Raw genomic sequence first — 12,331 nt, forward strand, 5'->3', positions numbered from 1 at the left:
CGGAATTAAAGAACATTTTTTAACATAAAACACAATTTATATATATCATTTCATCCTGCCGGAAGAGGACTTTTGGCAGGACTTTTAATACAAAGATTAAATGAATTTTAAAGACATTCATATAGGAAGCATGATTCGGAAAGCAGTTATAGAAAACAATGTAGAAACTTCCCGTATCTGTAATTACTTTCAATGCACAGAAAAAGAAATAGAGAAAATGTATCTGTCAGGAAGCATAGATATCCAAATATTACTAAAATGGAGTAAGCTTTTGGAATATGATTTTTTCAGACTCTATTCCCAGCATATTATTCTGTATGCACCGTTATCACGGAAAAATATATCTGAAAAGCGAAAAAAGATAATCAGCCTTCCCCAGTTTCGTAAGACTATTTATACTCAGGAGGTCATAGATTTTATTCTGGAACAGATCAACACAGAAACCATGACGAAAAATGATGTGGTAGAACGATATGGTATACCCAAGACAACACTTTTTAGGTGGATTAATAAATATAACAACAGATAATAAAAACATTTTGAATATGAAAAAATATGTTACACCAGATTTTAGACAGATTTACAAAGACATTCTTACCAGAAAATATCCGGAAAAATATGAGACCTGTGAAGGGGTTTTGCTAAAAAAAAATATTTTTACTTTGGACATCCTGAAAATTAATGCCCTTATTTTTGGCATATCAGAGAAAAATAGCCAGAAATACCGTTCATATAAAGAGTCAGATATTCTGTACATGTTAGAATATCAGAAAAAAAATAAGCTTAATAACGGACAATTGGCTGATTATTTTAAACTAAGCAGGAATACTGTGACCAAATGGAAGAAAATATATAAAAGTTAAGAAATAAAACATAGTTTATTCAGCTGTTAGCTCAAACAGCTTATCCAGATTTTTTATAAAAGTGTTCAAAATGGTTGCTTTTATGTCTAAATATTAGTTTTTCAGATTGTTACTGATGTGGTGCTAATAGCTTTATTTTCAAACGATTCTCAATGTAAAAGCTGAAAAAATACTTTAATATATGCTAAATCACCTTATTTTTAAGTTCTTTATATTTTGAACGTCCTATGGGCAGTATTTCACCGGTTTTAATCTGCAGCCCATATCTTGAGCCGGGATTAATCAGTATTTTTTCTGCCTCTTGGAGATTGACGAGATAAGACTTATGAATCCTTTCAAATCTATCAGGAAGAAGCTGCTGCAAAAGTTCAAGTGATTTATCATGCAATTCCTGTTTCCCATTTTTAAGATGCAGTTCTGTATAGATTCCTGCTCCTTTGATATAGATAATTTCAGAAATGCTGATAAGCCGGATTTGTCCGGATTTCTTTACTGCAAGATATTTCATCCCATCATCCGATTTTAATGCAGGGCTAATAAATCGGTTCAGCGCCTGAAAAAACCTTTCTCTGTCAAAAGGTTTGGGAACGAAATCAAGTACACCATAAGCAAAAGCAGTAATAGCTTTGTCCGTATTGGCTGAAACAATAATGGTATGAAAAGAAGCCGCTACCATCTGTTCCAATACTTCAAAACCATTATCACCATTGAGATTCAGGTCTAGAAGAAGTAAATCCGGAAGTTGACTGGTAATTTGATCAAGCCCTCTCTGAAGAGAATCACAGATTGTGATCTGGATAGGCCTGTTTCCAAAGAATTCGGCAGTCATACGCTGTAAACGACGGGCGATTCTGGCTTCGTCTTCAATGATCAGTATATTCATGGTTTTAAAATTTGAATGGTAGATATCCAGCCGTTTTCTGTAGCATGCGAATCGAATCTCCAGTTTTGCTCATAGCTTTCAGTGAGGCGTGTCCGGATATATCTAAGCCCATTACCTCCTGCACGTTCTGTGAGAATATGCCGGTTCTTTGCGATGGTTTCAAAAACATATTGATGATAGCCTTCTTTCGTTACAACATAACGAAGTATGAATTTAACAGAGTTCTCTGGTAAGGGTTCACTGTGGGTGATACCATTTTCCAGCAATGTATGAATAATAGCGGGTGGTATCAGCTGACTTTCATCTATTCCGTTTTGCTCCCATATATAATTAATCTCCTTACGAAACCCCATTACCGACAGGTGTTGACGGCAAAGCTCCAATTCCTTTGTTATGGGAATCAGGGTTTGTTCAGAAATTTCGTTCATAATATCAAACTCTGCAGCCAGTGCCTGTATAAAACGCGCTCCTTCTTTTGGAGATTCTTCTACCCAGTCCATCATTGAAGTCAGGGTATTTCTTAAAAAGTGAGGCTGAATATTTTTTTTGAGCAGTTCCAACTGCAGCCTTGAGGAAAGTAAAATTGCATTCTGACGCTCAGCCTCCATAACACTTGTACGGATGGAATGCAGATAGAGCATGCTCAGAACAATGATAGTGAAACTGATGAACAGCCCAAAATCATAAACCACTAAACGATTGACCATCGCACTCATTAAAAGCGCGAGCATAGCTATAAACCCTCCTTTTTCCTTTTGAATGATACCATTCAAAACGACAATGAAAGAGGCAATAAGCATAGCTAAACTATAGAGCCTGGCAGTCAGATCATAGTGTCCGTAATTGGACCAGTAAAGAAATACTAAAGCTATCAGAAGTGCTGCCATCAGCCATTTTCCCTTTTTAAAATTGAATTGGATGATAAAATACAGCGGAACCAATAATGCATTAGCAAAAGTCAGCCAACCGATAATCTCAAGGCGTATGAAAAACTGGGAGTAAGGGATTGTAACATGAAACTTCAGATATTCCATGATCAGTAAGGAAAAAAACAGAAAACAGATGATTCCGAAGATCAATATATCCCATTGTTTTCGCTTGCTGTTTACATAAAGAAAAAAGTAATACACAGCTGCGATAAGGAAAGCTCCTGCCATGAGATTCATATAAGACATCGTAACCAATGGGCTTGTCAATAAGGAATTATAAGGATCTAATTTATATCCAATACCACGTTGTATGTGTGGAAGTAATGATTGTGAACTGCGTAGGGCAACTGTGTGAAGACCAGGCGAAATCAAATGATCCGGAATTCTGTAATAACTGCTTTCAGTACCGGGTATTTCCGGTTTGCCATTTTGTGGAATCTGACCGTTATGACCAATCAATATTCCGTCCCAGTATACTTCAAAAGAACCAAAGGATTCAATCTGAAGACCAAGCGGTAATACCTCATTTTCAACCTTACGCAGATCTAAATGAGTTCGTGACCAGAAAATTTTATCAGAAGTATTTGCTCTCTCGGGTGACCAGTTCTTATCATTATAATCCTTAGATGCCCAAGACATATCGTCACCTGTTTTGTAAACAGGTATAGGATCTTCATTACGAATAACAGATGGGTTCAGTATGCCGAGCAAAATCAGCAAAAACATAAAATTCTGCATAATGTAAATATACAAGGTAATTTATAAAAGCTGATGGCAGTTTGCAAGTCTGTAGAGCCGTTCAGATGTTTTTACTCGAAATGAGTACTTCTGGAATTTAATTTTACATCATGAAACAAATACTACTCATTTTTCTGATCATGTTAACTGTTCAAAATTCCTTTGCACAGCACGCACAAATAACGGGTGTCATTTATGAAAATCTTTCTGTTCCTATCCCGCATGTCAATGTAACACTAAAAGATAGTACGGAAAAAATAATTATGACCAGTATTTCGGATACCAAAGGAATATTCAAGATGGAAAATATACCAGCCGGAACCTATCATATCACTTATAATCTGATAGGTTTTAAGCCAGTCAGTAAACCAATAGAAGTGAGTACGGACCTGCTGACAGATGTTGGAATAATAACTTTAGAGGCTGACACAAAACTTTTGAAGGAGGTAGCATTAACCGGACATCGGAGTTCGATCAATTTAAAACTTGATAAGAAAGTTTTTGAAGTAGGTAAGGATGTTCTCTCTCAAACAGGAGCGGTAACTGATCTGTTGAACATTGTTCCATCAGTCAGTGTGAGTCCTACGGGTGCGATTAGTCTTCGTGGTAATGCTAATGTATTGATATTAATTAATGGACGACGAACCGGATTAACTCAGGGTAATGTCCTGGAACAGTTACCTGCTGATCAGGTGGAACGTGTTGAAGTAATTGCCAATCCTTCTTCCAGATTTGATGCCGGAGGGTCGGCAGGAATTATTAATATTATTCTTAAAAAAAATAAGAAAGATGGATTCAGCGGGCAGCTAAGGGTAGTTGGCGGTATTCCTAATGAAACACGTGTTAGTCCCAGTTTAAATTATAAATCAGATAAACTTAACCTATTTGCAACGTATGGTTTGCGATTATCAGATTATGTGGGTCTCTATAAAACAGAGCAATTTACCGGACTTTCAGGTAACGCGGTTTATCTGAGCCAACGCCAGGATGAGAACCGCCATGATAATGCCAAATTGCTTTATTTTGGTGCAGATTACCAGATTAATGACCATAATACGATTACTGCAGCCTTTCTTAGGAATTCTACACATGATCATGATAAGACCTGGCTGAACTATTTATATTCAGGAAAGGGTGGTGTCACTGATAGTACACTTAGCCGCAGTGGCGAATCATGGGAAAAGCGAAGTTACAATCAGTTGGAATTTAATTATACAAAAAGTTTTGAACGCACCGGCAAAAAATTTACTGTGGATATGCAATATGATTTCTGGGACAGTGATAAAGAATGGAATCTGGCAACTAATAGAGTTTTTCCAGCTCCTGTTATCTTTCCCACAATCAGAACAAGCTCGGTAGGAGGGAGTAAGGATCTGATGATTAAAACAGATCTGATACAGCCACTGGACAGTACTTCGACACTGGAATTTGGATTGAAACTGGAGAACAGGAGGGTTAACAGTGATTTCACTGCTGAACAGCAAAATTCTGCGGGCTGGGAAATTATTAATCAGATCGACAATCATCTTTTATATAAAGAACTTATTGGGAGTGCTTATGTGCAGTTTGCAGGCAAAATGGGGGAGTTGAGTTATCAGGGTGGTATAAGAGGCGAATTGACCCGTATAGGTATTGAAGACCGTATAGGAAGTTACACAAATGATAAAAAGTATAGCAGGTTATTTCCTACGTTAAATGTCAGTTACCGTTTTAATACAGGTGCCACCTTACAGGGGAGTTACAGTAAACGGATCAACAGGCCATCATTGGGAATGATTTATCCTTTCAATGAATTGACCGATCTGAATAGCCGTTATATTGGTAATCCGGATCTGAACCCATCTTATGCTCATGTGTTTGAACTGGCTTTCCTGAAGAACTGGAAGACCCTTACTTTTAATCCATCCCTTTATTATCAAAAAAATACTGGGGTCATTGAAGATTATACGTATCAAAATGCAGATGGTTTGTTTATTACCATGCCGGTTAATATCAACAAAGAAGAGCGCAGTGGTTTAGAGCTTTCCGTATTGTATAATCCTATTAAATGGTTACAGTTAAATACTGAACTTAATATATTTCACTATGTCAAACAGGGAAGTTATCAGAATCAGATCTTCGATTATTCAGGAAATACACTTACAGCCCGTGTAAGCGCTCAGGTGAAATTGAAGAATAAACTTGCTTTTCAGTCGGTGTATAATTTCAGGGGAGCCAATGCAACTGCCCAAACTTACTCAAACGCTTTGCATAGTATTGATTTTGGGTGCAGCAAAACTTTCTTAAAGGATAAAGCAACAGTGTCCTTTGATGTAAGTAACCTGTTCGATCTTCGAAAATCTATCAGCAAAACCACAGGAGCAGATTACCAGATCAATCAGACCAATATTCCCAATGCAGCCCGTTACCGATTAACACTTGTATATCGACTTAATTTAAGAGATAATCAGACCGTCCGGCAGGCTAAATCAGGTAACCGTAATTGATCGTATTTACATAACCCTCTCCAAAATAGAAATAATTTACTGCAATTAAATAAATGAAGAAGTTACGACTTGAGATCATTATACGAATTGAATGACTACTTTTTATATGAATGTTGGTATTTGATAATTTATTTATACATAAATGAATTATCTTTACAGTATCAATAAATAATAATAGGTTTGTACAGAAATATTCTTGTAGTCGGCTTTCTACTTGCTTTTCTTTCGATTTATTCCCAGCAATATACTACCCAGCTTTTCAATACGGATAACGGACTTCCTCAGAATAGTGTAAAAGACATTATTAAAGACAAATATGGTTTTATTTGGCTGACAACAGAAAACGGAATTGTACGATATGATGGCCTTAATTTTTTAGTATATAAAAATTTCCCCCTGAATAGCCAGAGGTTTACCTATTTTTATGGTAATCCTGAAAAGGATAGTATTTTTACAGATGGAGATTATGGAAAAACTGTGCTAATCCATCAGAAAGCTCCAAAGGTAATTAACAATATAAAGAAATCTCCCTCACTTATTGCTAGGGGGTATATAAATTATAGTTTATCTATTTCAAACTATACCTACAGCTATTTTTTTATGAACTTTAAAAAAGGGCGGTATTTCATTGCGGAGAATTCCATTATTTATGAGGGTCGGCATTCAAATTCCCAGATCCAGGTGATTGAGAAACCTGTTTATAAAAATAGTCCCAATACTTTTGTCATTGGAGAGACTTTATTTTATATTGATCATAATGCTAAAAAAGTAAGAACAATAGAAGAGGGAAGGTTTACGGCTGATTATGATGTGCCTGTTATTGCTGATGTCAGAAGTAAAGTATTCTGGAACAGAATGAGTGGACAAGGGTTTGTCTTAAATAATAATACTCTTTATCGGTATACCTATAGTAATGGAGCATTCAAAATATCAAAACTGGTTCAGCTGGAAAATGTAATTCAGAGCACCTTAATGAGTATTTATTATGATGAAAAATACAAAAAACTTTATTTGGGGAGCAGCACAGATGGGTTGAAAATTGTGAGTTTAACAGATTTCATTTCCTCGAAAAAAAAAAATCCAAAATCGCTGGCCGTTTTTTATGCTATTCAACCTTTTAGTGACTCATGTGTAATAACACCTGAAGGTGAAATATATAATAGAAATGGACTGGTTAAAAGTAAAAATTTTGGGAAAAACATATCCTATTTTTTAGGTTTTGATAAGTACAGAAATATTATTACAAGAAAGGAACAGACTCTTCTTGTATATGATAAGCAGAGAGATTTTTTGGATTTTCAAAGAATTTCTACAGGAGAAGAGACCGTTAAAGATTTTTTATTTGCTAATGGAAAATATTATGTCTTGTCCTCCAAACAAAAAAAGGGAAGTACTGAATTCACGGGTGTTTTGAGCATATATGAAGACTGGCCCTATAAATCTTTAAAGAAAAAATATTTTTTTGCCAGTGAACCCACCAGAATTATGTTGACAGATGGTGGCAATATTTTAGTAGGAACTATAAAAGGTTTGTTCAAACTCCCGGCTGTGCCAGGTAAAATATACAAGTTAAATGGTCATAATGAATTGTCGATCCGGGACGTGATACGCAGCAAAGATGGAAACATATGGATAACAACCCTGGGAAAAGGTTTTTATCTTTTAAAAAATAACAGTCTCATAAAATTGCCGGTCGATTCTGAAGGAAACCTTCTGTCATCCCACACCATATTGGAGGATAGAAATGGCTATTTTTGGATTTCCACGAACAATGGCTTGTACAAAATAAAGGAAAACATGTTGTTAAAATATGTTCAGAATCGAAATTTTAAAATACACTATTACAAATACTCAAAAGAAACAGGCTTTAGTACTAATGAATTTAATGGTGGAGCTAACATAAATGGTAATAAATTAAAAAATGAAGAGTTTGTGTTACCTTCCTTAGATGGTCTTGTTTTTTTTAATCCTTTAAAGGTCAAAAGTTATTATCCAACAGACATATACTTAGAAAGAGCCAGAATTGATGGTAAAGAAAGTTTTTTTGCAAATACTTTAACACTTAGTCAGGAAAACACGAGAGCAGAAATTTTTATTGATGTTCCTTACTATGCAAATCCTGATAATGTTATCATTCAGACACATCTTGATAATGAGAAAAAAAATGAATGGATATCTGTAGGAAAAGATAGAAAGATTTTGCTTGGAAGTCTTGGTAATGGTACACATATTCTTACTGTTAGAATGCTTGTTTCTGATCAGCAGAAATATATCTTCAAAAAAATAAAAATTACTGTTCCCCCTTTTTTTTATCAGACTCTCTGGTTCAAACTGTTAACATGCTTCCTGCTGTTATGCTTATTTTATCTCTCCATAAAATGGCGGACAAGTTTCCTTAGAAAGAAAAACTATGAATTGGAGGCAGTTATTCAGTTGAGGACCAAAATTTTATCAGAAACTGTCAATAATCTTGAAGTTACTCAAATAAAATTGGGAAAGGAAATTGAACAGCAGAAAAAGCTTATTGGTACTATTACCCATGATATTACTACACCGTTAAAGTTTATTGCTTTAACAAGTAAAGAAGTTTTAAATTATCAGGAAATGAGCGTATCCAATACGGAAAGGATTTTGAACTCTATTTACAAGTCGTCCAACCAACTCTATAATTTTACAAAGACTTTGAAGGAGTATGCTGATATTTACAATGAATACAGAACTGATGAGACTGAACTTTATTCGTTGTATAGCCTTGTGGAAGAAAAGAAAATTCTTTTTGAGGAAATTGCCAATAATCATAATACCACAATTGTAAATCTGGTCAGCAAACAATTAATGATCCGTACCAGCAAAAACATCTTGGCTGTTATTATTCATAATCTGATAGATAATTCAGTGAAATTTACAAGAAACGGAATTATTACGATCAATGGATCAGATAAGGATACATTGATAATTTTAGAAATTACCGATACAGGTATCGGGATGGATGACCAGAAAATTGAGTACTATACTAAACTTCAGGAGAATATTGAAAATGAGAAGTTATTATTACAAAAGTATGGTATGGGTCTTCATCTTGTACTGCAATTGCTCCAAATGATAGAAAGTAAAATTATAATCAAAAGAAACGAAGCAAAAGGAACTTCTTTCCAATTAATCTTAAAAAATCGGAATAATGATTAAAAAAATCCTCATAGCGGATGATCATGATATTGTATTAACGGGAACTTCTATCATTTTAGAATCACGTATTCCCAACACTGTAATAGATACGGCTGCAGACTATCCTGAGGTTCTGGATAAAATTTCCGGACAAAAATATGATTTACTCATATTGGATATTAATATGCCCGAAAGCAGGAATAAAAAAATGATTTCAGAAATTAAGAGCATCCAGCCTGAAATCAGGATACTTGTGTTTTCAGCATATGAAGAAGATATTGGAGTACAATATATCAAAGAAGGGGCAGATGGCTATATTAATAAATTAAGCAAGGTAGATACAATTTCTGAAGCAGTCATGAAAATGTTTGCAGAAGGCAATTATTATCCCAATGGTATTGTAAACAAACTCTTACAGCCATCTGCACTTGATGGCATTAAAAGTTTGTCGGAAAGAGAATATGAAATTTTCATATTAATGGTAAAAGGAAACGGAAACCTGGAAATTTCAAATGAAATGGAAATTCAGATGTCCACTATAAGTACTTATAAAAAAAGGATTCATAAAAAATTAAAAACAACCAATTTGGCAGACCTTATTAAATTATATGAAGCTTATATGTCATAGCTGTACTGTATTTTCAGTAGAAATTAGTTTTTCAAAGTGTAGAAAATTTTCTACAAATTGCTTAGTTTATTTCTACGTATTGTGATCTTTCCTGTAGTATTTATTCTAATACTTTTACATTATGTTAAACAACACGGTTTAGTAATGTAAATAAAATAATGATAAATGCTTAAAATTTCTACAAAACTAATTTTTGCAATGCTGGCTTTTAGCCCGGCCGTTGCTTTTGCCCAGGCTGGAAGTGTTGGGATTAATACTGTGAACCCTGGTTCTACCATGGATATTAACGGATCGTTAGCCGCAAGTTATAAAGCGGTGAATACAACGTCTTATAATTTAACATCATCAGACTTCCATGTTTCATATAACGGAGGGGCAGATGCTATATTTAACCTTCCATCTGCTATTAGTGGAGTCGGGAATTTTAAAGGGCGGATTTACAGAATTAAAAATAATACGAACTTTAAAATAACAGTCTTTTCTGCGGCTCCGGAAACAATTAATGGCAGTGCTACTATTTCAATTCCTGCGAATCAAAGTGTGGAACTGGTAAATACGGGGCTTACAGGAACAAATTCTACATGGGAACTCCTATCAGCAGGCTCTTCTTCTACAGGAGACTACATTATTGTAAAACCTAACGCGGCTCAAGTAGTATCTACAGGGTCAGATGTGACCTTCGGATCTGTAATTGCTTCTAATAACATCACTTATAACTCAGGTGTTTTTAATCTGAAGGCGGGCAAGACCTATGTGCTTCGATGTCAGTTGCACGCTACTGATTTTTCTTTGGCAGGAGGATTTTTTGTTTATGAATGGGTAGATGCTTCCAATAACTCTGTTCTTCCTTCCAGCACCACGGGAGTAGTTGATGCAATAAATAACTATCCGGCAACATCCCTTGGAGGGCAGCCTGAAGCTTATGCGATCTACAGACCTATCGCTGATACATCTGTAAAGGTAAGATTAGGGGGAGCTGGAACCGCTCAACTGAATCCAGGGATAGGTTTTATGACAGTTACAGAACTTGCCGGAGGTAACGGAAATGGGGGAACAACAATCATTAATAATAACATCACAGCAAGTAATGGTCTTACTCTATCCGGAACAGATGTAAAATTGGGAGGAACTCTTTCACAAGCAGCAGATATTGCAACCGCAGGGAATAACTTAAGCATTAATGGTACTGGGAAAGTTCTGGTTGGAACCAATATTGTACCTGCCGGAGCTTCCAGTGCAAAGATGGTTATTGATAACGGAACTACTAATGGAGCCCTTCAGATTAAAGACGGTACCCAGCAACTGGGATATGTACTCACAAGTGATGCTAACGGATTAGCAACATGGTCTTCTACGGTTACTACTGCATTTGCCAATAACTGGACCTCTTATACCGGAACATTGGTAAATCCTTTTACCGGAACTACAGGCGGTGGTGGGCTGGCCACAGGGATTTCAGTAACGATACCGGCAAAAGGATGGTATTTTTTCCGCTCTGGTCTTACAATTGCTTCTGACTGTAACGATTATGTATTTTATATTAATGGGATTGGAGAGGTCTGGAAAACCTACTGTAATGTTTCTACTGTTGCTAATATGAGTCCAAGGGATCAGAACCGGGTACTGTATTTTTCAACACCCGGAACCTATCCGGTATTGGCTATTAAAACTAACGGAGTGGTTCCTGCTTTTAATATAGGAAACCCTAGCTTTTATTTAGATTTTGTGAAGTTTCAAAATTAAGTTGCTCAATATATTTATAAGATTATCAGATCAAGAAAGATTCTAAAAACACACCATGAAATTTTAGCTGTAAAGTATATATTCTTTACAGCTTTTTACTTCTTGTATATAAGTATTCAAGAAAGGAAGCCTGAATTGTGTAATGGGGTCGTAAAAAAACTGTGCAGTGTTTAATCAGCTAAAAAGGCGCATGAAAATACGCCTTCTGTTTATATCAGTTTTATAGATAATCGTCTTCTATGATCCGGTGCTGTTTTCTACGGGTAATGCAGTGATAAGTTCATGGGTTGTGAGGAGTGCATGAGCATAGGTAGGCCCGTTCAGGACATGTGCTGCATGCATCATTTCGGAGGTGAAGGCTGCTGTTGCATCTTTTACCAGGGTTACATGATATCCTAACTCCATTGCAAAACGTGCCGTACTTTCAACACAGGTGTTAGCGAGCAATCCTATAGCGATGGCATGGGTTATATCGCGTTGCTTGAGCAGCATATCCAGATCTGTATTGGCAAAACCACTTTGTGCCCAGTGTTCCTTGGCAATAATGTCTCCTTCCTGAGGAGTAAAATCAGGATGCCATTCGCCTCCCCAGCTGTCTTTTGCAAAAGAATGACGTTCCATAATGCTTATCTGAGTAGGGTTGGGAAATTTCCAGTATTGGTAATCTGTAGGTTCCCATCGTTTGTGCGGAACAATAAAGATCTGTATACCTGCCTGCCTTACAGCTTTTACGATGCTTCGCAGATTATTCAATAAATTGTTGCTTTCTGCAACGTCTTTCACTCTTGGCCACACTTTCCCACCTTCAGATAGAAAATCATTGTAAGGATCAATAAATAACAAAGCTGTTTTATTATGTTCATAGATTGGTGTTTCCATTTTCTTTTTTATTTAAT

9 protein-coding genes are annotated in these 12,331 nt (G+C 35.8%); 6 read left to right on the plus strand and 3 right to left on the minus strand.

Going from position 1 to position 12,331, the window contains the following annotated elements; all coding sequences use genetic code 11:
• Positions 1-100: 100 nt before the first annotated feature.
• Positions 101-529: a transposase gene (locus ACTJIP_RS09290; RefSeq protein WP_077414718.1), complete on the plus strand. Its 429-nt coding sequence runs from the start codon at positions 101-103 to the stop codon at positions 527-529.
• Between the two features lie 16 nt (positions 530-545).
• Entirely contained in the window at positions 546-863 is a 318-nt protein-coding gene (locus ACTJIP_RS09295; protein ID WP_428167889.1) for a helix-turn-helix domain-containing protein, read from the plus strand.
• A gap of 184 nt (positions 864-1,047) precedes the next feature.
• On the opposite strand, the gene ACTJIP_RS09300 is transcribed toward ACTJIP_RS09295, so the two are convergent.
• Both ACTJIP_RS09300 and ACTJIP_RS09305 read right to left on the minus strand, forming a co-directional pair.
• On the minus strand, positions 1,048-1,746 hold the full coding sequence (locus ACTJIP_RS09300) for a LytR/AlgR family response regulator transcription factor (RefSeq protein ID WP_077414714.1): 699 nt from the start codon (positions 1,744-1,746) through the stop codon (positions 1,048-1,050).
• Positions 1,743-3,413 (minus strand): histidine kinase, encoded by a 1,671-nt coding sequence (locus ACTJIP_RS09305; protein WP_077414712.1) that lies wholly within the window; start codon positions 3,411-3,413, stop codon positions 1,743-1,745. The genes ACTJIP_RS09300 and ACTJIP_RS09305 overlap by 4 nt, the downstream gene beginning before the upstream one ends.
• Positions 3,414-3,523: 110 nt before the next feature.
• Between ACTJIP_RS09305 and ACTJIP_RS09310 the strand changes: the two genes are divergently transcribed.
• The 4 genes from ACTJIP_RS09310 to ACTJIP_RS09325 all read left to right on the plus strand — a co-directional run bounded on the left by ACTJIP_RS09310 (position 3,524) and on the right by ACTJIP_RS09325 (position 11,435).
• Positions 3,524-5,899 carry a TonB-dependent receptor domain-containing protein gene (locus ACTJIP_RS09310; protein ID WP_440704468.1) on the plus strand — a complete coding sequence of 792 codons (2,376 nt, stop codon included), beginning with the start codon at positions 3,524-3,526 and terminating at the stop codon, positions 5,897-5,899.
• 180 nt (positions 5,900-6,079) lie between these two features.
• On the plus strand, positions 6,080-9,085 hold the full coding sequence (locus ACTJIP_RS09315) for a ligand-binding sensor domain-containing protein (RefSeq protein WP_440704469.1): 3,006 nt from the start codon (positions 6,080-6,082) through the stop codon (positions 9,083-9,085).
• A complete protein-coding gene (locus ACTJIP_RS09320) occupies positions 9,078-9,692 on the plus strand; it encodes a response regulator transcription factor (protein WP_180565592.1) in 615 nt (204 codons plus the stop codon). Before ACTJIP_RS09315 ends, ACTJIP_RS09320 begins: the two co-directional genes overlap by 8 nt.
• Before the next feature lie 165 nt (positions 9,693-9,857).
• Entirely contained in the window at positions 9,858-11,435 is a 1,578-nt protein-coding gene (locus ACTJIP_RS09325; RefSeq protein ID WP_077414704.1) for a hypothetical protein, read from the plus strand.
• Between the two features lie 237 nt (positions 11,436-11,672).
• Here the strand turns inward: ACTJIP_RS09325 and ACTJIP_RS09330 are convergent, their stop codons facing one another.
• Positions 11,673-12,314 (minus strand): cysteine hydrolase family protein, encoded by a 642-nt coding sequence (locus ACTJIP_RS09330; protein WP_440704470.1) that lies wholly within the window; start codon positions 12,312-12,314, stop codon positions 11,673-11,675.
• Positions 12,315-12,331 lie beyond the last annotated feature (17 nt).

The sequence above is a fragment of the Chryseobacterium sp. 22543 genome (genome assembly GCF_052044565.1).
Classification (GTDB): Bacteria; Bacteroidota; Bacteroidia; order Flavobacteriales; family Weeksellaceae; genus Chryseobacterium.

Excerpts from the sequence above, each read along its gene's own strand:
- ACTJIP_RS09330 (WP_440704470.1), bottom strand. The coding sequence starts at position 12,314 with ATGGAAACACCAATCTATGAACATAATAAAACAGCTTTGTTATTTATT.
- ACTJIP_RS09320 (WP_180565592.1), top strand. The coding sequence starts at position 9,078 with ATGATTAAAAAAATCCTCATAGCGGATGATCATGATATTGTATTAACG.
- ACTJIP_RS09325 (WP_077414704.1), top strand. The coding sequence starts at position 9,858 with ATGCTTAAAATTTCTACAAAACTAATTTTTGCAATGCTGGCTTTTAGC.
- ACTJIP_RS09300 (WP_077414714.1), bottom strand. The coding sequence starts at position 1,746 with ATGAATATACTGATCATTGAAGACGAAGCCAGAATCGCCCGTCGTTTA.
- ACTJIP_RS09310 (WP_440704468.1), top strand. The coding sequence starts at position 3,524 with ATGAAACAAATACTACTCATTTTTCTGATCATGTTAACTGTTCAAAAT.
- ACTJIP_RS09295 (WP_428167889.1), top strand. The coding sequence starts at position 546 with ATGAAAAAATATGTTACACCAGATTTTAGACAGATTTACAAAGACATT.
- ACTJIP_RS09305 (WP_077414712.1), bottom strand. The coding sequence starts at position 3,413 with ATGCAGAATTTTATGTTTTTGCTGATTTTGCTCGGCATACTGAACCCA.
- ACTJIP_RS09290 (WP_077414718.1), top strand. The coding sequence starts at position 101 with ATGAATTTTAAAGACATTCATATAGGAAGCATGATTCGGAAAGCAGTT.